A 22,178-nucleotide genomic window follows, 5' to 3' on the forward strand; every position below is an offset into this window, starting at 1 on the left:
CCACGCTGAATCGTCATGAGCTCCCGTAACTCCCTCGTGCGCCGGACCTCCGGGTCACGCGGCACCGGGGCGACCGTCGTCGCACCGGCCGGGCCCGAGCCCGGTTGGTGGTCACTCTCGCCCGAGCGGGCACGGACCCTGCTGTTGGTCGCGGCGCGGCCGACGATCACCGCCATGGCCGCCACGGTGCTGCTCGTGCTCGTGGTCATGCTCACCACCGGCACCGATCTCACCAGCGCGCCTGCTGCGGTCGCCGCGACTTGGCTTGCCGCACACCAGGTTCCGCTCACCGTCGGCAGGACAACGCTTGGCCTGCTCCCGCTGGTGCCGACGGCAGTGCTGATCTGGGTGGCCGCCCGGGAATGCGCGCGTGCGGTCCCGAACCGCCCGACGCCGGTCGAACTGGGCTGGTTGACCGGTGCGGTCGTCGCCGGTCCGCTGCTGATGACGGCCGTCTGCCTCGCCGTCACCGGTGATGCCTCGGGTGTCATCCCGCTGGCATCGCCCGGCCCGATCGCGGCCTTCGGCTGGGTGCTCGTGCTGTATCTCGGTGCGGCCGCCGCGGGAATCGCGAGCCGGGCCTGGAGTTCGTTGTACGCGCTCGTTCCGATCGAGATCCCGGAATGGGCGGTCCTCGGCGCCCGTGCCGCGCGCCGCACCGTGCTGCGGATGCTCGGCTGTGCCGCACTGGCCACCGCGATCTCCTTCTTCGCGCATCTGTCCCGGCTCGACGACGCTTATCGGCAGGCGCACAACTTCACCGATGTGCTCGGCATGACCGTGCTGTCGCTGCTCTACCTGCCGAATGTGGTGATCGGCGCGGCCGGGATCCTCAGCGGTGCCGCGGTGCTGTTCGGGGCCGGATCGGTCGGGCTGTTCGGGGTGACCGGCGGACACATGCCGGTGCTGCCCGCGCTGATCCCGGTGCCCGAAGGGCCCGCGTCGCCGTGGTGGATCGGGCTGCTGCTGGTCCCGCTCGCCGTCGGCGTGCTCGGCGGGGTCGAACTCGGCCGCACCAGCGACGATCGGCCCGGCGCGCCGTGGGCGACCCTCACCTGTGCCGTGCTGTCCACGCTGACGTTCCTGCTACTCGCGATTCTCGGCAGCGGTCAGCTCGGTGCGGTCGGGTGGGTCGGCGTCGATCTGCTGATGCTGGTCGTACTGATGGTCACCTGGTTCGGCTTCGGCGGCTTCGTCGGCATGACGTTCGCCCGCCGCTTCCTGACGCCGACCGCGCCCGCCGAGGACTACGACGAGTACGACGAGTACGACGACGACTACTACGACGATGACGACTACGACGACGAAGACGCCGCCGACGACGCGGACCCGGTCGAATACGACGATCCCGCAGTCGAAGTCGACGGTGAACTGGTCGAGGACTTCGACGACGAGCTCGAAGTGAGCATCGCCGCACCGGGCTCGACCGACGAGCCCGCCGACGACATCGTCGACGTCGAAGTGGTCGAGTCGGACCTGCCGGACGAGGACAAGACCCCCGGTCGCTAAGCTCGACCCGGCGATCCTCGCCCCCGCCGCCACCCGATTACACGCAGGAGTAGAGCGCTGACGTCCTCGTTTGCCCCGTGGAAGCCCGCCAGAACCCCGGCCACCGTCGTCGTTCTCGCCTCGGGTACCGGCTCGCTGCTCAACGCACTGCTGGCCGCCTCGCGCGTGCCCGGCTACCCGGCGAAGATCGTCGCCGTCGGCGTCGACCGGGTGTGCCAGGCCACCGACCACGCCGAAACCGCCGGTGTCGAACACTTCCGCGTCGAGGTGAAGGACTTCCCCGACCGGGCCGCGTGGGATATCGCGCTGACCGAGGCCGTCGACGCCTTCGCGCCCGACCTGGTCGTCTCCGCGGGCTTCATGAAGATCGTCGGCCCCGCGTTCCTCGAACGCTTCGGCGGCCGATTCATCAACACCCACCCCGCGCTGCTGCCCGCGTTCCCTGGCGCGCACGGTGTGCGTGACGCGCTCGCCTACGGCGCCAAGGTCACCGGCACCACCGTGCACCTGGTCGACGGCGGCGTCGACACCGGTCCCATCCTCGCGCAGGAGGCGGTAGACGTGCTGCCCGGCGACGACGAGGACGCCCTGCACGAACGCATCAAGGTTGTCGAGCGACGGTTACTGGCGCAGGTCATCGCCGCCGTCGCGACGCGAGGCATTGTCTCCGACGGACGAAAGGCAGAAATACCAGTGAGCGAGCACGCCGGTGAGTGAACGTAAGGCGATCAAGAGGGCGCTGGTGAGCGTCTACGACAAGACCGGGCTGATCGAGCTCGCCACCGGGCTGCATGCCGCGGGTGTGGAGCTGGTGTCGACCGGGTCGACCGCGGGCAAGATCGCCGAGGCCGGGATTCCGGTCACCAAAGTCGAGGATCTGACCGGGTTCCCGGAGACCCTCGACGGCCGGGTCAAGACGTTGCACCCGCGCGTGCACGCCGGCATCCTGGCCGACACCCGGCGCGCCGAGCATGTCGATCAGCTGGTCGAGCTGGGCGTCGAGGCGTTCCAACTGGTGGTGGTGAACCTGTACCCGTTCACCCAGACCGTGGCCAGCGGCGCGAGCGTGGACGAGTGCGTCGAGCAGATCGACATCGGCGGACCGTCGATGGTGCGTGCCGCGGCGAAGAACCACCCCTCGGTCGGCGTGGTCGTCGACGTCACCGATTACGACGAGGTGCTCGCCGCGGTGAAGTCCGGCGGGTTCACCCTGGCCGAGCGGACCGCGCTGGCCGCCAAGGCCTTCCAGCACACCGCGAGCTACGACGTGGCCGTCGCGAGCTGGATGGGCTCGGTGGCCGTGCCCGCCGTGGCCGAGGATACTGAGCAGTTCCCCGGCTGGGTGGCCGGTTCGTGGGAGCGCGCCGCGGTACTGCGCTACGGCGAGAACCCGCACCAAGCCGCCGCGCTGTACACCAGCAACGACGGCACGGTCGGCATCGCGCAGGCCGAGCAGTTGCACGGCAAGGAGATGTCGTACAACAACTACACCGACGGTGACGCCGCCTGGCGCGCCGCGTTCGACTTCGACGAGCCCGCCGTCGCGGTGATCAAGCACGCCAACCCGTGTGGCATCGCCGTTGGTGCCGATATCGCCGAGGCGCATCGCAAGGCGCACGCCACCGACCCGGTCAGCGCCTACGGTGGCGTGATCGCGGCCAACCGTGAGGTGAGCGTCGAGATGGCCGAGCAGGTCGCCGAGATCTTCACCGAGGTCATCATCGCGCCGTCGTACGCACCCGGTGCGGTGGAAGTGTTGCAGCGCAAGAAGAACGTGCGCGTGCTGGTGGCCGAGGCGCCGCAGCGCAAGGGTGTGGAGCTGCGTCCGATCAGCGGCGGCGCGCTGCTGCAGGATCGTGATGTGCTCGACGCCGCGGGCGACGACCCGGTCAACTGGACCCTCGCCGCGGGCGACCCGGCCGACGTCACCACTCTCGCCGACCTCGAATTCGCTTGGCGCGCTTGCCGTTCGGTGAAGTCGAACGCGATCCTGCTCGCCGAGGACGGCGCCGCTGTCGGCGTCGGCATGGGCCAGGTCAACCGCGTCGACTCCTGCAAGCTCGCCGTCGAGCGCGCGGGGGAGCGGGCCAAGGGTTCCGTGGCCGCCTCCGACGCGTTCTTCCCGTTCTCGGACGGGCCGGAAATCCTGGTGGCCGCCGGTGTGCGCGCGATCGTGCAGCCCGGCGGCTCGATCCGCGACAAGGACACCATCGAACTCTGCAAGGAAGCCGGTGTCACCCTGTATCTCACCGGGGCACGCCACTTCGCGCACTGAGCTGTGAAAGTGGGGCCCGCTACCGATTGTGGTGGCGGGCCCCACTGCGTTTCTGGAGGCCCCAGCGGGGGTCAGTCGCTCTTGGCGTCGATCACCTGGCGATTGCGGACAGGGGCATCGAGCGTGATGTCCAGGGTGCCGAAGACGGCGTTCATGGTGCACATCTTGTCGACGGCGTCGGCCCGGATGCCGGAGCGGAGGGCGACCAAGATGCTGGCGACGGTTTCGGTGGCGACGGCCTCGACCCCGTGGCACTCGGGGTTCCCGGTCTGGAAGAAGATGCTGATCTTGTTGTCGCCCAGACGATTCCATGAGGTGAAGGAAATCAGCTGGGGGTAGAGCAGGGTCGGGTCGGACGTGAAGGGGTGGCCGAAGGTGGCGGAGGGTTCCTCGGGGCGGACGTTCGTTCGGGACGAATCCGGTTCGGGCGCAGCGGATTCGGAGGAGGTGCACGCCGTGAGCGGGGTGAGGAGGACGGCCAGGGTTGCCACCGTGGCGGTGCGGCGCGACATCGTTCTCATGGCCCCAACCCTAGACGGAACTGTAGGTGCCGGTCCCCGCCGTGAACTTTCCGCGAACCCTGCGCATAACTGTCCTGTTTCGGCCCTGCGAGGACTACATTCGGCTGCGGTGCCATGTCATGGCATACGGCCAGCATCAGTGCTCTGATGCTCTGCTACGGGATCTTCGAAAGGAACAACGTGGGCGACACGCTGCGCGTAGGCGAAGAACTGGGACTGGGGCAGTCCCTCACCGGCGGTGCTTACACCCTGACTCTGCAGCCGGACGGCAACTTGGTGCTGAGCGAGCCCGACGGCAACGTCGTGTGGGCCGCGATGACGCACGGGCAGGACGCGCAGCGCGCGGCCCTGCAGCACGACGGCGATTTCGTCGTCTACAACGGCGGCGGCCAGCGCGTCTGGGCCACCGACACCAGCGGCAAGAACGTCGAGAAGCTGGTCGTGCAGTCCGACCGCAACGTGGTGCTCTACGGCACCGACGGTTCGGTCGCGTGGACCACCGCGACCGCCACCGACAACCCGCTGCCCGCTCCGGAGCCGGTCGCCGCCGCCCCGATCGCCGAAGAGGTCGCGCCGCCGCCTGCCGCGCAGACCTACACGGTCGAGTCGGGCGACACCCTGTGGGCCATCTCGGAGCGCTTCTACGGTGACGGCAACCGCTACCAGGAGATCGCGGCTGCCTCCGGTATCGACAACCCGGACCTCATCAACGAGGGTCAGGTCCTGACCATCCCGTAATAGGCAGACGAAAGTGGCCCCGAGGCAACAGCTTCGGGGCCATTCTCGCGTTCACGAGTAGTTACTTGGTGGTGGTGAACGGCAGCAACGCCATCTCGCGCGCGTTCTTCACCGCCACGGCCACCTGACGCTGCTGCTGCGGGGTCAGGCCGGTGACGCGGCGGCTGCGGATCTTGCCGCGATCGGAGATGAAGGTGCGCAGCAGATTGACGTCTTTGTAGTCGACGTACTCGATACCCGCGGCGATCAGCGGGTTCTTCTTCGGCTTGCGCCCCTGGTCGGCGCGTGCCTTCTTGGACGGTGCTCGCTTCACAGCCATGGGATATTCCTTCTCACGAGGGTGTCTCTACCAGCTCGATTTGTGGACCCCGGGGAGCTCGCCCCGGTGGGCCATCTCGCGCACACGAATCCGGGAGAGGCCGAACTTTCGAAGGTAGCCGCGGGGGCGACCATCGGCAGCGTCCCGATTCCGCAAGCGTACCGGACTGGCATCGCGCGGCTGATTGCGCAGTTCGAGCTGGGCGGCGGCGCGTTCGGTCTCGCTGGTGCTCGGCTTGCGGATGAGCTCCTTGAGCTCGGTGCGCCGGGCCGCGAACCGTTCGACGATCACGCGCCGCTGCTCGTTGCGGGCGATCTTCGACTTCTTGGCCATATCTATTGGCTCCCTTCACGGGCCTACATGGTTACGCTTCGCTGCCGCTTTCGGCCCTGAGCTCAGGGAGCGTCAGCGCTCCTCGCGGAAATCGACGTGGCGGCGCACGACGGGGTCGTATTTGCGCAGGACCAGCCGGTCGGGGTCGTTGCGGCGGTTCTTGCGGGTGACGTAGGTGAAGCCGGTGTCCGCGGTGGACTTCAGCTTGACGATCGGCCGGATATCGGTCGACTTCGAGGCCATTGACAGCTCCTAGATCTTGTCGCCGCGGGCGCGGATGCGGGCCACAACAGCCTCGATCCCGTCGCGGTCGATGGTCTTGATGCCCTTGGCGGAGACCGTCAGCGTGACGCGGCGGCCCTCGCTGGGCAGGTAGTAGGTCTTGTGCTGGATGTTGGGGTTCCAGCGTCGGTTGGTGCGCCGGTGCGAGTGCGAGACGGCTTTTCCGAAGCCGGGCTTGCGACCGGTGACCTGGCAGTGGGCCGACATGCGACCTCCTTCCATGGTTATGACAACCATTTTCGACAACGATTATTCCGCACTGTACAGTCGCCGTGAGGTAAATGAAAATCATTGTCGAAAGGGGTTTCGGGTGCTGGACCAGACCGACCGGAGAACGCCCGTGGTGCTGCTGGCCGGCTTCTCCGGACCTGCCATGGGCGGTGTCGAACACATCGCCGCGACGCTGAGCGAAGACGCGGGCACCGTGGTGGTGCATCACGATCTCGCCGAACTGCGCGAAGGCGTGGTGCGCCGCACGGTGCGCACCGCGGGCAACGTCACCACCGCGGTGCTCGAACTGGCGCACGGGTGCGTGTCGTGCACGCTGCGCGCCGATCTGCTGCCGATGCTGTGCAAGCTCGCCACGCGTGATCACGTCAAGCGCATCGTGCTCGCGCTGGACCCCGGGATCGAGGCCGAGGCGCTGTGCCAGGCGATCGAGCACGTCGTGGTCACCGGAGTCGCCGATCGCGTCGACGGGCCCGCCGGGCGCACCGTGCGCATCGAGTCCGTGCTGACCTGCCTGGACGGGTCGCAGTGGCTCGAGGACGCCACCAGCGACGAAGTGCTGGCCGATCGCGGGCTCGCCTCGGCAGACGACGAGCGGACGGTCGCGCAGGTGGCCGTCGGACAGGTCGACTTCGCCGACGCGCTGGTCGTCCTGACCGCCGGTGCCGACGCACTCGACCGCGAACGCCTCGGGGCGGTGCTGGACCGACTCGCGCCCGGCGCTCCCGTTGCCTGGCTCGGCGAGCTGTCCGGCTTCGACGCACTCGAGGTCGGCGCCCTGCTTACCCGCGTGCCCGCCGACTCGCGCCGCGGCCGGATCTTCGACGCGCACGCCCCGCTGCTGCGCGGTCAGCCGCCGCTGAGTACCGACTGTGGTGTCTCGATCGTCGAATTCGCCGCCCGCAGGCCGTTCCATCCCGAGCGGTTGCACGAGGCCCTCGATGTGCTGCTGGACGGCGTCGTCACCGCGCGCGGCCGGGTCTGGCTGGCGACGCAGCCCGACCATGTCGTGTGGCTCGAGTCGGCGGGCGGCGGTCTGCGCGTCGGCGGCGCCGGTCGCTGGCTGGCGGCGATGAGCGCCGAGGAACAGGCCGCCGCGAACCCGGATCGGCGGGCGATGGCTGGATTGGGATGGGACGAGCGGTTCGGCGATCGCGATGTGTCGCTGGTGATCCTGGCCCACGACGCCGACCCCGCCGAGATCCGCCACGCCCTGCACTGGGCGCTGGTCGAGGACGACGAGCTGCTGCTGGTCGACCGGGCCCCCGAACGAGTCGCGTTGTGGGCGGACCCCTTCGGCGACTGGCACGAAGATCCCTGCGCCGACCCCACTGAGGCCACGGCTTCGGCGAGCGAGGGCACCAATCCGAGAGGAGAAATGGCATGAAAACGGGCATCCACCCCGATTACCACCCCGTCGTGTTCGAGGACGCGAACACCGGGAAGCAGTTCCTGACCAGGTCCACCGCGACCAGTGGTCAGACGATCGAATGGACCGACGGGAACACGTATCCGCTGATGGTGGTCGACGTGACCTCGGATTCGCACCCGTTCTGGACGGGCACCGCCCGCAACCTTGACACCCAGGGTCGGGTCGAGAAGTTCGAGCGCAAGTACGGAAAGCGCTCGCGCGCAGGGCAGGAGGGCTGAATCATGGCGGTTCCCAAGCGCAGAATGTCGCGCTCGAACACTCGCAGCAGGCGTGCCCAGTGGAAAGCCGAAGTGCCCCAGCTGGTCCCGGTGACCGTGGCAGGCGTCGAGTATCGAGTCCCGCGCCGCATCGTCAACGCGGTCCGCAAGGGCATGATCGACCCAGCACGACTCTGAACGCAACGATGGCCTGCCAGTAATTACTGGCAGGCCATCGTTGTTGAAAGAATGTCAGCCTTCGCGCTCGGCCACGGCTACCAATGCGGCGGCGAGCTGGAAGAACTTGTTGTTGCCCAGGTCGGCGATGGTCTTGATCTTCAGCGCCTCGAGCAGTTGCTTGTCGTGCGCCTCGGTGAGACCGGCCAGCGCCGACGGGGGCGCGGCGAGGATTTCAGCGAGCGTCTTGTTCTCGAATTCCTTGTCGAGGACTTTGTCGAGCACCACGTTTACGGCCATGCGAACTCCTTCGAACGAACCTTGGATGTGCTGGGCGAGACGAATGCGCCCCGCAGCGACCATAACTCGGTTCGCGCATCATGGGGTGAGCTTCCACGGGGTCGTCGGTCTGTTCTGGGTGCGTGTCTGTCCAGGGGCCTTACTCCGGCACTGTTGTGCCTGTTCAGGGCCTTGCAAGGGGTGTCAGGGCTACCGCCCCGTTAACGGTGTGAGGGATGCCACTTGGCGTGTGCACACAGAAGGGCTTGCGGAAGGTTTGCTGGTGATTGAATTGCCAACTTTTGGTTTGTTTTGCGCCACAAGAAAATTCCCGAACCACTGATGCGGAGTCCCTCACAGGTATGTACTCTCGTGCGGGAGGGCGGGTTCCCCGAGTTGGGGGAACCCGCTCATCGCCACTTCAGGGGCGGTTTTCACCGCACTTCGCGGGAGGTCGCGACGGCTCGATCGAGCGGGGCGCGAGACCGGAAAGATTCCGACAAACCGGACGTTAGCTGCTTGTCCCTCAGCGCACCGAAACCGGCTGGCGCACCGGCGCCACCGCGTCGCGCCGATCCGGCGCCACCATCACCGCGGTGATCGGCACGGTCAACCCGAGCGCACCGAGCACGAACATCGGGAACACCAGGTCGAACAACGGCATCCCGGTGGGCGTGCGAATACCCGGATCGATCGAGAACGTCAGCGCGGCGACCGCCGTGTAATACACCGCCGCGACGCCGACCGCGAACAACACCGACACCAGCACGCGCATCGGCACCCGCCGCATCACCTGCGCCGCCCACAGCGTCGCGGTGCACAGCGCCATCGACTCCAGCACGGCCACCCCGATGAGTCCGAGCGACTCGTCGACAGTGCCCTGCACGGCAACGGCATCCAGGGTCAGAAAGGTCGACAGCCCGACGCTCAGCCCCATCGTCAACCCGCCGATGATCAGCCGCGGCGCTTGCAGCGTCCGGCCGCAGATCAGCAATCCGGCCAGCACGCCGACCACCGCGACAGCCGCCGCGGCCGCACCGAGCGCAACGTTGTAGCGCATGGTGCTGTCGTGCACCCGCATCGCCAGCAGTGCGACCGAATTCGCCAGCCACAGCCCGACCCCGCCGAGCGAGACCGCGGCCATCGTCAGCCAGATCAGCCGGAACTTGATCGAGTACTTCGCATGCCGGATGCAGGCGAACGCCACCAGCGCGCCGAGTGCCGACAGATCCAGCGCGAGCCACGCGATACCGGTGCCGTGCGCGAAGGTCTCGGCACCGGTCGCGGCGAGCACATCAAGCACGCCTGCCCGCTCCTTCGAACTGCTGCGGCTCGAGCTGGGCGATGGCGTATTCGGTCACAGCCGCGAGCGCCTGCCTGACCTCGACGGCATTGCGCGCGTCGATGTCGACGATCGGAATGCCCTCGCGCACCGAGAGCGCCTCGCGCAGTTCGGCGATGGGGAAACGCGGTGCGTTGGGGAAGCGGTTCACCGCGATCAGGAACGGCAGCCCGCGCGCCTCGAAGAAGTCGACGGCGGCGAAACTGTCCTCCAGCCTGCGGGTATCGATCAGCACCACCGCGCCGATGGCGCCGCGGATCAGGTCGTCCCACATGAACCAGAAGCGCTTCTGACCCGGGGTGCCGAACAAGTAGAGCACCAGGTTGCCGGGCAGCACGATGCGACCGAAGTCCATCGCGACGGTGGTGGTTTCCTTTTCCGGCGTCTCGGCGAGGTCGTCGATGCCGTCGGAGAAATGGGTCACCATCGCCTCGGTGCGCAGCGGCACGATCTCCGACACCGCACCGACGAAAGTCGTTTTCCCGGCGCCGAATCCACCGGCCACCACGATCTTGGTCGACGCGACTCGTTGTTCCTGTGTCGGCGGGCGCATGCCATCAGAGGCCACGGAGTCCACGCAAAGTCCTCTCCATCAGTGATCGGCGTTCGTCGTAGCTCGCCTGCTCGGTCAGCGTCGAATGCACTCGAAGAATCCCGCCCACAACGAGATCGCCGATCATCACCCGGACCATACCCAGTGGGCGCCCGAGGTATGCGGCTATCTCGACGACAGATAGCCGATGTGTGGCCAGACGCACGATTTCGATCCGCAAATCGCCTGCGGACCAGTCGTTGTGCGCTGTATAAGAGACCGTTTCCACGACTGCCTCCAGTGGCAGCGCGATCGCGGGCTCGGTCCGGCCGGAAGTCAGCGCGTAGGGCCTGACTCGTGTAGTCGGCCGGGCATCGGATCCGTAAGGGCTCGACATCTCACCTCAGCCGGCGGAGCGGGCGGTGGCGGTAACCGCCGAGCCCACCCGGTCGACGAGCAATGCCATCTCGTAGCCGATACGGCCGATGTCATGGCTCTTGTTGGCCAGCACCGCCAGGTGCGAACCGTTTCCGACGCTCATCACCAGCAGGTAGCCACGCTGCATCTCCACGATCGACTGCATCACCTTGCCGCCGTCGAACAGGTGCGCGGCACCCATCGACAGGCTGGCCAGCCCGGCGGTGACCGCGGCCAGCTGCTCGGCGCGATCGGAGGGCAGATGGGGACTGGTCGCCTGGAGCAGTCCGTCGGCAGAGACGAGCACCGCGTGCGACACGCCGGGCACGTCACGGGTGAAGCGGGCGACCAACCAGTTCAGATTCTCGTCTGTGGGGTGCGCGTTGCTCATTCGAGGCCTCCGTCGTTGTACTGGATCTCGGCGCGGCCGCTGCGGACGCCGCTGAGATGTCTGGTCAAGTTGTTGCGGATCTCCTCCGGGTCGCGCGCGCCCTCTTCCTCGGCGGGGGTGAGCCCACCCGGGACGAGTTGGGCGCCCGGCTTGCGGATCGGGAGCCCGCCGCTCGTGCGCGAAGACGTGGGTGGGTGGTCGGCCTCCGCGGCGGCCGACCAGCCCGCGTCGCCGGGGGCGCTCCACGTCGCGCCGTTGCCGCCACCGGATTCGGTAGGGGCGGAGGCGGGTTCGACGAGCCACTCCGAGACCATCCGCTGGTAGATCGGGGTCGGTGCGGGACCGGCGACCGGCTGCAGACGAGTGCTCGTGGTCGGCATCGGGTCCGCGTCGACGGGACGTGTCGGCGGCTCTGGCTCCGTCGGCTCTGGCTCCGCGGGTGCGGTAGGCGTGGCCAGCTCGGCCAGTGCGCTCGCGGGGATGCGCTGCGGCAGACCGAAGGGCAGCGAGTCGGTGGGCGGCGGTGGATCGGCCGCCACCGGGAGATCGTCGGTGACGTGTTCGTGTTCGTGTTCGGCCCACATGCCGACCGGGGTCGCGTCGTCGTCGGGTTCGACGGCGACCGGCTCCGGCGGGGGCGCCGGTACTGCGGCCGGAATACGTTGCGGGAGACCGACACTGGTGAACAGACTGTCGGACGTACGCGCACCGTCGGTCGGCACGCTCGGACTCGCAGGCGTGAAGATCGGCGGCAGCGGGGAAGCCGGGAGACCGGGGAGGTCGAGACCGGTCACCGCCTCCAGCGAGACCAGCGGCCGCGGTCCCATCGGCATGATCGGATTCGGGCCCGTGATATCGGCCGGAGTCAGCGCGTACGGGCCGATTCCGGCGGGCGCGATCGGGTTCGGGCCGGTCGAGACCAGCGAGTTCGGACCGGTGGGCGGGCCCGATGCCAGCGGCGGCGACGGCGCGACGAGTGCGCTGGGCAGATGCACGCTGGCGGTGATGCCGGGTTGCGGCGCAGCACCGCTGGTCCGGCGCAGGCTCACCGTGATGGTGTGGCGCTTGGCGAGCCTGCCGACCACGAAAAGACCCATGCGACGGGCGGTTTCGATGGTGACCTCACCACCGGAGGCGAGCCGCTCGTTGGTCGTGCGCAGATCGTCGCCCGACATGCCGAGGCCGCGGTCGGTGATCTCGATCAGATAGCCGCTGTCGACCGCACGGCCCACGATCACCGCCACCGACGTGCTCGGCGGGGAGTAGCGAAGGGCGTTGTCGATGAGCTCGGCCAGCAGATGCTCGATATCGACCGCGGACTCACCGGCCACGACACCGTCGGGCACATTGCCGATCTCGACCCGCTGGTAGTCCTCCACCTGCGAGACCGCACTCCACAACATGTCCGACAGCGGCACCGGCGGCAGATGACCGCGGCGCAGCACCGTGCCGGCGAGCACGAGCAGGTTGTCGCCGTTGCGGCGCATGCGGGTGGCGAGGTGGTCGAGGCGGAACAGGGTCTGCAGGCGCGAGGGGTTGTCCTCGTCGTGCTCGAGTTCCTCGATGAGCGCGAGCTGCTGCTCCACCAGCGACTGGCTGCGCCGCGAGAGCGTCTCGAACATGTTGCCGATCTGCAGGCGAAGGCGCGCCTGGTCACCTGCCAGATTCAGGGCCTGCTCGTGGATCTCGTCGACGGCGCGGGCCAGCTGGCCGATCTCGTCGGTGGAATGCACGCCGACCGGGGTGATCTCCGGTGTCGCGCCACCGCTGCGGACCACGGCCAGCTCGTCGGGCAGCTTCACGTGCGCCACCTCGAGCGCGTCACGGCGCAGCCTGCGCACCGGCACCACCAGGGTGCGGGCCACGGCCAGCGCGAGCGCCAGGCCCGCCAGCAGCATGCCGAGCACCAGGGTGGTCTCGCGCAGGGCGCCCGTCTGGGCGGTGGCGGTGTTGCTGTCGAGGGTGTGGTCGACGGTGTCGAGCAGGCTCGCGATGGTCGAGGAATAGGTGTCGGCGCTGACCTGCAGGGTGTTGAGCACCGCGGCATTGGTGGTCGGGTCGCCGTTGTTCTGGCTGAACACGCTGATCCGGGTCTCCACCGCATCCAGCAGTGCGGCCTGGTTGCCCGCGTGTTCGGGCAGGACCATCGCGTAGGTCTTGATCATGTTCGCTTCGGCGCCGAGTTCGACGAGCATCTTCGCCCGCGCGCTCTGGCTGCGACCCGACTCGGGCGACACGACCAGCGTGCGTTCCCTGGTGAGGATCCGGCGGGACTGGTGCAGCGCCGTCAGCTGCAGGAAGTAGCGCTCCACGGTGGTGTCGTCGACCTTGGGGGTGCGCGAGAGCGCATTGCCGATGCGTTCGCCGATCAGGTCGGTCTGCTCGCCGACCATCGCGGGGGAGCCGCCGCGCACCGTATTGCGCAGGGTCGCGCCCGCCGTGACGGCCGCGTTGAGCTCAGTGGCGACAGCAGGCTCGATCCGAGCCGAGCGAAGGGCGCTCTGGACTTCGGCTAGTGCCTGGTCGTAGGTGGTGAGCGCGGCGTCGGTCTGTGGGTCGGCGATCGCACCCCAGTTGGCGGTCGCGGCGACGGCGAGTTGTTCGGTCGCGGTGGCGAATTTGACGACCGGACGGATGACGGTGGCCTGCTCGGTAGCGGCGCCGAGCTGCGTCATCGTCTGCAGTTCGTTGTTGATGCGCAGCACCGCGAAGGTGGTCGCGAGCATCACCGGCAGCACCAGCACCACACCGACCTTGCGCGTTACCGACCAGTTGGACAGGCTGAATTGCCAGGAGCGCGATGCAGGTTCCATCCGCGTGCGTTGCCTCTGCTTCCACGTGTGACCCCGGCCCGCGCGGGGAGGTCGCGGAGCGATGCGAGCGCAGAACCAACTGGAGGTCTTCTTTTACCGCAGGAAAGATACCGTGCTGGGTGGGCAACGGCAATCCGGGCGGCACGTTCGATAATTCTCCGAATAGCCAGCGCCACAACGACGATTCAGCGGATTTTGTCAAGACCTACAACCGAAGTCGCGAAGTGCTGTGCGCGGACACCTCGACGCGCCCGGCGGTCCTCTCAGTGCGTTCTCAGTCGATCACGGCAAACTACTGCACATGCGCATTCTGGTAGTCGACGACGATCGCGCGGTGCGGGAATCACTGCGCCGGTCACTGAGCTTCAACGGCTACACCGTCGACCTCGCCGTCGACGGTCTGGACGCACTCGAAAAAGTGACCGCATCCAGGCCTGATGCCCTGGTCCTCGATGTCATGATGCCGCGCCTGGACGGCCTCGAAGTGTGCAGGCGACTGCGCAGCACGGGCGACGATCTGCCGATTCTCGTTTTGACCGCGCGCGATTCGGTGTCCGAGCGGGTGGCCGGCCTCGACGCTGGCGCCGACGATTATTTGCCGAAACCTTTCGCGTTGGAGGAATTGCTCGCGCGTTTACGGGCGTTGCTGCGCCGGCGAACACCAGATCCTGGTGAAGCGTCGGAGGCGATGGTGTTCGCTGACTTGTCGCTGGATCCGGTCACCCGCGAGGTTTCGCGCGGCGAACGCGCGATCAGTCTCACCCGTACCGAGTTCTCGTTGCTCGAGATGTTGATGGCCAATCCGCGCCGGGTGCTCACGCGCGGGCGAATCCTCGAAGAGGTCTGGGGCTACGACTTTCCGACTTCCGGCAACGCGCTGGAGGTCTACATCGGCTATTTGCGGCGCAAGACCGAGGCCGACGGCGAAGAGCGGCTGATCCACACCGTGCGTGGCGTCGGCTACGTGCTGCGCGAGACCCCTCCGTAGGCGGGCGGCATGGCACACAAGGAACCCGCGGTCGCCGTACTCGGCAGGCCGCTGGACGCGAGCGAGATGCGTCCGCCGACCCCGCTGACCCGCTCGGTCTCGCTGCGCTGGCGGGTGACCCTGCTGGCGGCGTCGGTGGTGCTGATCGCGGTCGCGGTCACCTCGATCGCGGCCTACGCGATGGTGGCGCGCGCGCTCTACGCCGATGTCGACGCCCAGTTGGAGGCGCGCGCGGCGACCATGATCAACAACAATTTCGAGACCGCGGGCTTTCAGTCGATCGTGCTGGCCGGGTTGTTCTCCAACGATGTCGGCGTGGCGCTGATCTATGCCGGGCACAAGCCGTATATGCCGCCCCAGCAGACGATTCCGCCGGTCGGCGCCCAGGAACTCGCCGTGGCCGACGGCAAGATCGGCTCGTCGCTGCGCACCGTCGGTGACCAGCGGGTGCTCGCCGCGCGCACGCACAGCGGCGCGACGTTGATCATCTCGCAGAAGCTCTACCGCACCCGCGAGGTGCTCGACCAGCTGGCATGGCTGCTGTTCGTGGTCGGCGCGTGTGGCGTCGTGCTCGCGGCCGCGGCAGGAACCGCGGTGGGCCGCACCGGCTTGCGCCCGATCGCCCGCCTCACCGCGGCGACCGAGCGTGTCGCCCGCACCGATGACCTGACCCCGATTCCGGTGACCGGCGACGACGAACTGGCCAGGCTCACCGAGAGTTTCAACACGATGCTGCGCGCGCTCACCGAATCGCGCGACCGCCAGCGCCGACTCGTCGCCGATGCCGGTCACGAGCTGCGCACCCCGCTCACCTCGCTGCGCACCAACATGGAACTGCTCATCGCCTCCGGCAGGCCGGGCGCGCCCCAACTGCCCGACGAGGACATGGCCGAATTGCGCGCCGATGTGGTCGCCCAGATCGGTGAGCTGTCGACGCTGGTCGGCGACCTGGTCGACCTGGCCCGCGAGGACGCCCCCGAAACCGTCTACGAGCGGGTGGATCTGGGCGAGGTGGCCGAGCGTGCGCTCGAGCGTGCGCGACGCAGACGGGTGGGGATCACCTTCGTTGCCGATCTGGCGCCCTGGTTCGTCTACGGGCACGAGGCGGGGCTGGAACGGGCCGTTCTCAACGTCCTCGACAACGCGGCCAAGTGGAGTCCGCCCGATGCGGTCGTGCAGATCGCCATGCGCCCGGCCGGACCGGGACTGCTCGAACTGGCCGTCGGCGACGCGGGCCCCGGTATTCCGTCGGGTGAACGCGAACTGGTCTTCGAACGCTTCTACCGCACCACCGCCTCTCGCTCGATGCCCGGTTCCGGGCTCGGGCTGGCGATCGTGAAGCAGGTGGTGACCAAACACGGCGGCACCATCGCCATCGACACCTCCGATCGGGGCGGCGCGCTGGTGCGCATCGTGTTGCCGGGGGAGGCGCCGACCGTTCTCGACGAGACCGCCGAGTGATCGACGTCAGTCTCGGGGAACTGATAGTCCGATCTCAGGCCTCTCTCAGTAGCCGTCAGGAAGCTGGTCTGCAAGCGTGAGGAGACAGACACGATGACCGACGATCCCCAGCACCCCGCTGACCGACCCGCCGCGACCGGACCGGGCAACACGGGCCACCCCGTCGAGTCGGGGCTGCCGACCGGGAATCAGGCTCAGGCGCCAGGCTTCGGCGGCCAGCCGTCCTCTGGCGACCAGGCGTCCTACGGCGGATCGGCACCCTTCGGCGGGCAGGCGCCCTACGGGGGACAACCGACCGACCCCCTCGGCGGTTCCGCGCCCTACAACGGCCCCACGTCGTTCGGTGGCCAACCTTCGCAGGGTGGACAGCCGCCTCATGGTGCGCAGCCGCAGGCATTCGGGCCCGCGTCGGCCCCACAGCGAAAGCCGTTGCGGCTCGGCCTGATCGCGGGTGCAACGGCGTTGGCGCTGGTCAGTGGCGGTGTCGGTGGCGTCGTCGGCGTGCTCGCCGCCGATTCGGGTTCCGCGCCGGTGACCAACGCGCTCGAGGCGCCGAAGCCTGCGGTGAACAACGTCGCCAACGCGCCCGCCGGGTCGACCCAGGCCGTGGCGCAGCGGGTGTTGCCCAGTGTCGTGATGATCAAGGTCGCGGGTAATCGAGCTTCCGGTGAAGGTTCCGGTGTGGTGCTGTCCTCTGACGGGCTGATCCTCACCAACAATCACGTCGCCGCGGGCGCGGGTGCCTCGGCGAAGATGGAAGTGGTGTTCAGCGACGGCAGCACCGCGCCCGCCACCATGATCGGCGCGGATCCCGTCTCCGATCTGGCCGTGATCAAGGTCAGCGGCAAGACCGGCCTCACTCCGATCGAACTCGGCACCTCCGACGGTCTGGCCGTCGGTCAGCCGGTGATCGCGATCGGCTCCCCGCTCGGCTTGGCGGGCACGGTCACCACCGGCATCGTCTCCGCCCTCAATCGCCCGGTCTCGACCAGCGGCGAGGGCACGCCGAGCCAGGTGAACCCGGTGATCGACGCGATCCAGACCGACGCCGCGATCAACCCGGGTAATTCCGGTGGCGCGCTGGTCGACGGTCAGGGCAAGCTGATCGGCATCAACACCGCCATCGCCAGCCTCGGCGGCGAGGCGGCGGGCGGCACCCAGAGCGGTTCCATCGGCCTCGGCTTCGCGATCCCGGTGGATCAGGCGCGCCGGGTCGCCGACGAACTGATCAAGACCGGCCACGCCACCTACGCCCAGATCGGCATCAAACTGCGCCCCCAGGACTCCGCCGCGCGGGTGCTGGAGGCCACCCCCGACGGCCCCGCGGCCAAGGCGAACATCCCGGCGGGTGCCGTGATCACCCGCCTCGACGACCGACCCATCGATTCCGGCGACGCGTTGATCGCGGCCGTCCGCTCACATCAGCCAGGAGACAAGGTGAAGGTGACTTACACCGACGAACAGGGCGGTAATTCCAAGACCGTCGAGGTCACGCTCACGGCCGCGGCGGCAGAAGGCGGCCGATGATGCGATCGACGGCGAACCTGTCGTGCGTAAGCGCTACGGTGATGACCATGGACATCGATGCTCCCGTGGCAGGGCGCGCACTGGTTGTTGTCGTCGACGATCGGACGGCTCATGGCGGCGTGGATTCGCTCGGACCGCTCGTCACCGAATTGCTCAACGAGGCCGGGTTCCTCGTCGACGCCTCGGTGACGGTGCAGGCCGAGGAGGTCGAGATCCGCAACGCGCTCAACACCGCGGTGATCGGCGGTGTCGACCTGGTGATCTCGGTCGGCGGCACCGGCATGTCGCCGCGCGACATCACCCCCGAGGCCACCACCCAGGTACTCGACCGTGAACTGCCCGGCATCACCGAGGCGCTGCGCGCGTCCGGCCGGGTCGCGGGATCGCTCGACGCGGGCTTGTCGCGTGGCGTCGCCGGCATCTCCGGCAGCACCCTGGTGGTGAACCTGCCGGGTACCCGCGCGTCGGTCCGCGACGGCATGGCCACCCTCGGCCCGCTGGCCAGCAAAGTGATCGGCGAACTGTCCGGTCTGGACGAATGACGTCTCACTCCCACGATGCGGTGTCCGGCCCCGATGATCAGGGTCGGACACCTACTTCGGCCGACGAACTACGGCGCAAAGCGGCCGAGGCGGCTCGGCTGGCGCGAATCTTCGGCGACGTATTGCCCGAAACCACCGGTGACGAGCGCGGCGAGGGTTCGGGCGGCTCCGGTGCCGATGAATGGTTACGGTCGCAAGTGCCGCCGCATCATGGGTGATCGCCCCGTTATCTACGTAGCCGCTACGTAATAGGCAGCGTACGAATAGTCGTTTTCCGTGTGCGCGCGGCGAGCGGACAAATACTCGAGACCACGCGAAAGCGTGGTCTTTTGTCGTTCCACGGACCGGATCGTTACCGGAGACCCTCTTCTGTCAAGTCCCCATGACGGGAACCTCCATGAGTGTATAAATGCACGTCAAGGCATGTGGCGATGTACGAATGTGTGCGGTGGTTCACAGTGAAATTTACGAACTCTTTCGTTGCTGTATCCACCGACGGGCGTTTAATGTTCGCCATTGAGCCACCAACTATCGGTCCACGCAGTACGCCCGACTTCTGTGCGTTGAACCACCCGGTGGAACCCTGGCTCGGGTTCGCCACACCGGCCCCGCCGTATCGCCGAAATAACAGTCGGTTACGTAACGGCAACAAAGGGGCGACACACTGATCTGGGCCCTGTGAGGTCCATTTGTCCGGCTTCGAAAGTCGAAGTCGGCTGTTAGACACCTGATGAGGGGAAGTATGAGCGAGAACCGCACCACCGGTGTGCGCCGTGGCGTCCGTGCCGCGGGCGTCGGCGCTGCCGCGGCCGCCGTGGCCATGGGCCTGCTGTCGACCGGTGCCGCCAACGCCGATACCTTCGTGCCGTTGCCGGACGGCCAGAAGGTCAGCCCTGCTGGCGTGACCATCACCCGCACGCACGAGTCCGCACTGATCTCGCCGTCGATGGCCGCCAACGGCGCGGGTCGCGTCGTCTGGGTCTCGGGCACCGCGATCGCCGAGGTCACCGACACCCCCGAGGGCGAGGTCGGCCCCTGGAACGGCCCGACCGGCCGTCCCGGCTCCAACAACTCGTCGACGCACGGCACCTCCCAGCTGAACACCGGCTACATCGTCGGCTGCCAGGTGAGCATCGCCGATGACGCCATCGGCGCGGGTGTCTCCGGCGGTGTGAGCACCGGCGGCGTGACCGCGGGCGGCTCCATCGGCGTCAACCTCGGCCCCGGCGAAGTGAAGTTCGTGCAGATCAGCTCGAAGGACATCCTGAAGGCCGGTACGTACGCGATCGATTACCAGGACGCGGAAATCGAGATCCAGGGCTGCGCCGGCTACGCGCAGGCCAGGGCGTACACCGTCGTCGAGGTCATCGGCGACAACTACTCGAAGACCACCCTGTACGGCATGCCGTTCAGCATCGGCTGACGTCTTTCGATCCGGCACGAATCTTCTTCTCGCTGCGGCGAACTCAATCATCGAGGGACAAATCCTATGATCAACCGTAAGTTCATGGCGAAGGTGGCGGGCGTCAGCGCTGCGGCCACCGTGGCCGTCGGCCTGTTCTCGACGGGCGCGGCCAATGCCGATACCTTCATTCCCCTGCCGGGCGGACACATCACCAAGACCCTGTCCGACGGCACCGTCGTCGACATCGCCCTGGTCGGCGAGTCGGCCAACATCAGCCCGTCGATGGGCTCCACCCCGGTCCACCGCAACGCGTGGGTCTCGGGTAGCGCTCAGGTCACCGTTTCCGACGGTGGCTCCGGCAAGATCTACCCCGGTTACACCGTGGGTTGCCAGGTCAACATCGCCGGCGGCGGCGTGTCCGGCGACGGCTCGGTCGAGAGCGACTGGGAAGGCAACGTCGACGCGGGCGTCGGCACCGGCGGCGAGCTGTCGCTCGGCCCCGGCCAGTCGAAGTCCTTCTACATCCTCGACCGCGAAATCGCCGACGACTTCGGTTCCGAGGCGCACAGCAAGAACAACAAGTTCAAGAACGGCTCCGGCTCGGTGACCTGGTCCGACACCACCATCGGCCTGACCGGTTGCGCCGGCTACGCGCAGGCGCGTGCCTTCGTCTCCGTCGAGGTCGAGACCGACAACGTCATCTCCTGGGTGACCCTGTGGGGCGCTCCGTTCAGCCTCGGCTGATCTGTTCGCATCCCGAACTACAAACGGGCCGGTCGCTACTGCGACCGGCCCGTTTTGTTGTGCGTTCAACGTCGTCGCGCTGGACAATGTGAGCCCGCCTCATTATGTTGAATCCGATTCACAGCTTCTCGAACCACTTCCCGGCAGGCGTTCTGTCCTGTTGCCAGCGGTGCCTGTCCTCGCCGACACACCCCAGCTGGGTCCGGGCGCATCACAGATATCGGCCTCGATGGTCGAGGTCGGATTTGCGTACACCTCGAGGGGAAGAATGAGCGAGAACCGCACCAACCGCAGGCGTCGTGGCGCGTGGAGCGCAGGCGCCGCAGTGGCCGTGACGATCGGCCTGTTGTCGGCAGGTGCTGCCAACGCGGACACCTTCGTACCGCTGCCGGACGGCCAGAAGTCCGGCCCCGGTGTCACTTTGAGTCGTACCGGCGAGCATGCCATTGTCTCCCCGTCGCTGGCCGCCAACGGTGCTGGTCGCGTCGTGTGGGTATCGGGCAACGCGCGCGCCGATGTGCAGGTCACGCCGGAGGGTGAGGTCGGGCCGAACAACGGCGCGTCCAACCGTCCCGGCTCCAACAATTCTTCGACGCACGGTGCGTCGCAGCTGAATACGGGTTACCTCGTCGGATGCCAGGTGAGCATCGGCGATGATGCGGTCAGCGCCGGTCTGTCGGGTGGCGTGTCGACCACGGGCGCCAGTGCCGGTGGCTCGATCGGCCTGAACCTCGGACCCGGCCAAGTCGCTTTCGTGCAGATCGACGCCAAGGACATTCTGAAGCCGGGCGTCTACTCGGTCGAGTACCAGGATGCCGAGATCCAGATTCAGGGCTGCGCCGGATACGCGCAGGCACGGTCCTACTCGGTGGTCGAGATCATCGGCGACCACTACTCCAAGACCACGCTGTACGGAGCACCGTTCAGCATCGGCTGATCGCGCGTCCGGAACCGAAACTCTTTCTCGTTCACACGAATTCACCCTCGAGGGGTCACTGTGATGATCAACCGTAAGAGCATGGCGCGCACGGCCGGTTTCACGGCTGCGGCGACCGTGGCGTTGGGTTTGCTGTCCACGGGTGCGGCCAATGCCGACACCTTCGTTCCACTGCCGGGCGGCCACATCAGCAAGACGCTGTCCGACGGCACCGTGGTCGACATCGCGCTGGTCGGCGAGTCGGCCAATATCAATCCGTCGATGGGTGCCACTCCCGCGCACCGCAATGCCTGGGTTTCCGGTAGTGCGCAGGTGTCGGTATCCGGCGGCGGCAGCGGCAAGATCTTCCCCGGTTACACCGTGGGCTGCCAGGTCAACATCGCCGGTGGCGGTGCCACCGGCGGTGCTGAAGGATCGGCCAACGACCAGGGTGTGAGCCTCGACAAAGTCACCACCGGCGGCGAACTCTCGCTCGGACCCGGCCAGTCGAAGTCCTTCTACGTCCTCGACCTGGAAATGGCCGACGACTTCGGCAACGAATCCCACAAGACCCGCAACGCCTTCAAGAACGGCTCGGGCTCGGTGACCTGGGCTGATGAAACCATCGGCCTGTCCGGCTGCGGCGGCTACGCCCAGGCTCGCGCCTTCGTGAGCGTCGAGGTGGAAACAGACAACGTGATGAGCTGGGTGACCCTGTGGGGCGCACCGTTCAGCTTGGGCTGAGCGAACAAGGCTGCTCGACCGGATCGGGGTCTGCTCCACGGAGCGGGCCCCGATCCTGCTGTCCCA

The 22,178-nt window shown here is 67.6% G+C and carries 27 protein-coding genes; 16 read left to right on the forward strand and 11 right to left on the reverse strand.

Annotated features, from left to right (window positions below):
* Positions 1–15: 15 nt before the first annotated feature.
* Genes ACFW6D_RS27635 through purH form a run of 3 tightly spaced genes read left to right on the forward strand, consistent with a single transcriptional unit; the run spans position 16 to position 3,784 of the window.
* Positions 16–1,509 carry a DUF6350 family protein gene (locus ACFW6D_RS27635; protein ID WP_379332851.1) on the forward strand — a complete coding sequence of 498 codons (1,494 nt, stop codon included), beginning with the start codon at positions 16–18 and terminating at the stop codon, positions 1,507–1,509.
* A 36-nt stretch (positions 1,510–1,545) separates the two neighbouring features.
* The gene (purN, locus tag ACFW6D_RS27640; RefSeq protein ID WP_379332901.1) at positions 1,546–2,226 is read left to right on the forward strand and encodes a phosphoribosylglycinamide formyltransferase; all 681 of its coding nucleotides are present in this window, start codon (positions 1,546–1,548) and stop codon (positions 2,224–2,226) included.
* Positions 2,219–3,784, forward strand: a complete 1,566-nt coding sequence (purH, locus tag ACFW6D_RS27645) for a bifunctional phosphoribosylaminoimidazolecarboxamide formyltransferase/IMP cyclohydrolase (protein WP_379332853.1) — start codon at positions 2,219–2,221, stop codon at positions 3,782–3,784. Before purN ends, purH begins: the two co-directional genes overlap by 8 nt.
* Positions 3,785–3,855: 71 nt before the next feature.
* Here purH and ACFW6D_RS27650 read toward each other — a convergent pair whose 3' ends face one another.
* Positions 3,856–4,305: a hypothetical protein gene (locus ACFW6D_RS27650; RefSeq protein WP_379332855.1), complete on the reverse strand. Its 450-nt coding sequence runs from the start codon at positions 4,303–4,305 to the stop codon at positions 3,856–3,858.
* A gap of 180 nt (positions 4,306–4,485) precedes the next feature.
* On the opposite strand from ACFW6D_RS27650, the gene ACFW6D_RS27655 reads away from it, so the two are divergent.
* A complete protein-coding gene (locus ACFW6D_RS27655) occupies positions 4,486–5,043 on the forward strand; it encodes a LysM peptidoglycan-binding domain-containing protein (RefSeq protein WP_379332856.1) in 558 nt (185 codons plus the stop codon).
* A gap of 61 nt (positions 5,044–5,104) precedes the next feature.
* On the opposite strand, the gene rpsR is transcribed toward ACFW6D_RS27655, so the two are convergent.
* From rpsR to rpmB, 4 genes are all read right to left on the reverse strand, one after another.
* Positions 5,105–5,362: a 30S ribosomal protein S18 gene (rpsR, locus tag ACFW6D_RS27660; RefSeq protein WP_067449582.1), complete on the reverse strand. Its 258-nt coding sequence runs from the start codon at positions 5,360–5,362 to the stop codon at positions 5,105–5,107.
* 27 nt (positions 5,363–5,389) lie between these two features.
* On the reverse strand, positions 5,390–5,695 hold the full coding sequence (rpsN, locus tag ACFW6D_RS27665; RefSeq protein WP_379238966.1) for a 30S ribosomal protein S14: 306 nt from the start codon (positions 5,693–5,695) through the stop codon (positions 5,390–5,392).
* 72 nt (positions 5,696–5,767) lie between these two features.
* Positions 5,768–5,938, reverse strand: coding sequence for a 50S ribosomal protein L33 (rpmG, locus tag ACFW6D_RS27670; RefSeq protein WP_056813994.1), 171 nt, complete (start codon positions 5,936–5,938; stop codon positions 5,768–5,770).
* A 9-nt stretch (positions 5,939–5,947) separates the two neighbouring features.
* Positions 5,948–6,184, reverse strand: a complete 237-nt coding sequence (gene rpmB / locus ACFW6D_RS27675) for a 50S ribosomal protein L28 (RefSeq protein WP_379238964.1) — start codon at positions 6,182–6,184, stop codon at positions 5,948–5,950.
* Between the two features lie 103 nt (positions 6,185–6,287).
* Between rpmB and mrf the strand changes: the two genes are divergently transcribed.
* The 3 genes from mrf to rpmF are packed head-to-tail and all read left to right on the forward strand — an operon-like array spanning position 6,288 to position 8,032.
* Entirely contained in the window at positions 6,288–7,592 is a 1,305-nt protein-coding gene (gene mrf, locus ACFW6D_RS27680) for a ribosome hibernation factor-recruiting GTPase MRF (protein ID WP_379332859.1), read from the forward strand.
* Positions 7,589–7,855, forward strand: a complete 267-nt coding sequence (locus ACFW6D_RS27685) for a type B 50S ribosomal protein L31 (protein ID WP_379332861.1) — start codon at positions 7,589–7,591, stop codon at positions 7,853–7,855. Before mrf ends, ACFW6D_RS27685 begins: the two co-directional genes overlap by 4 nt.
* 3 nt (positions 7,856–7,858) lie before the next feature.
* Positions 7,859–8,032 (forward strand): 50S ribosomal protein L32, encoded by a 174-nt coding sequence (gene rpmF / locus ACFW6D_RS27690; RefSeq protein ID WP_378911147.1) that lies wholly within the window; start codon positions 7,859–7,861, stop codon positions 8,030–8,032.
* A gap of 54 nt (positions 8,033–8,086) precedes the next feature.
* On the opposite strand, the gene ACFW6D_RS27695 is transcribed toward rpmF, so the two are convergent.
* From ACFW6D_RS27695 to ACFW6D_RS27720, 6 genes are all read right to left on the reverse strand, one after another.
* Positions 8,087–8,311, reverse strand: coding sequence for a hypothetical protein (locus ACFW6D_RS27695; RefSeq protein WP_379226796.1), 225 nt, complete (start codon positions 8,309–8,311; stop codon positions 8,087–8,089).
* Between the two features lie 505 nt (positions 8,312–8,816).
* Positions 8,817–9,593 carry a hypothetical protein gene (locus ACFW6D_RS27700; protein WP_379332863.1) on the reverse strand — a complete coding sequence of 259 codons (777 nt, stop codon included), beginning with the start codon at positions 9,591–9,593 and terminating at the stop codon, positions 8,817–8,819.
* On the reverse strand, positions 9,586–10,185 hold the full coding sequence (locus tag ACFW6D_RS27705) for an ATP/GTP-binding protein (RefSeq protein WP_379238986.1): 600 nt from the start codon (positions 10,183–10,185) through the stop codon (positions 9,586–9,588). The genes ACFW6D_RS27700 and ACFW6D_RS27705 overlap by 8 nt, the downstream gene beginning before the upstream one ends.
* A 4-nt stretch (positions 10,186–10,189) precedes the next feature.
* On the reverse strand, positions 10,190–10,561 hold the full coding sequence (locus ACFW6D_RS27710) for a DUF742 domain-containing protein (RefSeq protein WP_378609420.1): 372 nt from the start codon (positions 10,559–10,561) through the stop codon (positions 10,190–10,192).
* A gap of 6 nt (positions 10,562–10,567) precedes the next feature.
* Entirely contained in the window at positions 10,568–10,972 is a 405-nt protein-coding gene (locus ACFW6D_RS27715) for a roadblock/LC7 domain-containing protein (RefSeq protein WP_019049250.1), read from the reverse strand.
* Positions 10,969–13,785: an ATP-binding protein gene (locus tag ACFW6D_RS27720; protein ID WP_379332865.1), complete on the reverse strand. Its 2,817-nt coding sequence runs from the start codon at positions 13,783–13,785 to the stop codon at positions 10,969–10,971. The genes ACFW6D_RS27715 and ACFW6D_RS27720 overlap by 4 nt, the downstream gene beginning before the upstream one ends.
* Positions 13,786–14,086: 301 nt before the next feature.
* Between ACFW6D_RS27720 and ACFW6D_RS27725 the strand changes: the two genes are divergently transcribed.
* From ACFW6D_RS27725 to ACFW6D_RS27765, 9 genes are all read left to right on the forward strand, one after another.
* Positions 14,087–14,773, forward strand: a complete 687-nt coding sequence (locus ACFW6D_RS27725) for a response regulator transcription factor (RefSeq protein WP_378911181.1) — start codon at positions 14,087–14,089, stop codon at positions 14,771–14,773.
* Between the two features lie 9 nt (positions 14,774–14,782).
* The gene (locus tag ACFW6D_RS27730) at positions 14,783–16,234 is read left to right on the forward strand and encodes an ATP-binding protein (protein WP_379332867.1); all 1,452 of its coding nucleotides are present in this window, start codon (positions 14,783–14,785) and stop codon (positions 16,232–16,234) included.
* A gap of 93 nt (positions 16,235–16,327) precedes the next feature.
* A complete protein-coding gene (locus ACFW6D_RS27735; protein ID WP_379332869.1) occupies positions 16,328–17,761 on the forward strand; it encodes a trypsin-like peptidase domain-containing protein in 1,434 nt (477 codons plus the stop codon).
* A gap of 47 nt (positions 17,762–17,808) precedes the next feature.
* On the forward strand, positions 17,809–18,303 hold the full coding sequence (locus tag ACFW6D_RS27740) for a molybdenum cofactor biosynthesis protein B (protein WP_228537147.1): 495 nt from the start codon (positions 17,809–17,811) through the stop codon (positions 18,301–18,303).
* The gene (locus ACFW6D_RS27745) at positions 18,300–18,521 is read left to right on the forward strand and encodes a hypothetical protein (RefSeq protein ID WP_379332871.1); all 222 of its coding nucleotides are present in this window, start codon (positions 18,300–18,302) and stop codon (positions 18,519–18,521) included. The genes ACFW6D_RS27740 and ACFW6D_RS27745 overlap by 4 nt, the downstream gene beginning before the upstream one ends.
* A gap of 524 nt (positions 18,522–19,045) precedes the next feature.
* Positions 19,046–19,726: an MspA family porin gene (locus ACFW6D_RS27750; protein ID WP_379332873.1), complete on the forward strand. Its 681-nt coding sequence runs from the start codon at positions 19,046–19,048 to the stop codon at positions 19,724–19,726.
* A 66-nt stretch (positions 19,727–19,792) separates the two neighbouring features.
* Positions 19,793–20,452, forward strand: coding sequence for an MspA family porin (locus ACFW6D_RS27755; RefSeq protein WP_379332875.1), 660 nt, complete (start codon positions 19,793–19,795; stop codon positions 20,450–20,452).
* 268 nt (positions 20,453–20,720) lie between these two features.
* Positions 20,721–21,389, forward strand: a complete 669-nt coding sequence (locus tag ACFW6D_RS27760; RefSeq protein WP_379332877.1) for an MspA family porin — start codon at positions 20,721–20,723, stop codon at positions 21,387–21,389.
* 63 nt (positions 21,390–21,452) lie between these two features.
* On the forward strand, positions 21,453–22,112 hold the full coding sequence (locus tag ACFW6D_RS27765) for an MspA family porin (protein ID WP_379332879.1): 660 nt from the start codon (positions 21,453–21,455) through the stop codon (positions 22,110–22,112).
* Positions 22,113–22,178: the final 66 nt, after the last annotated feature.

This window comes from Nocardia sp. NPDC058705, from assembly GCF_042749305.1.
GTDB lineage: Bacteria > Actinomycetota > Actinomycetes > Mycobacteriales > Mycobacteriaceae > Nocardia.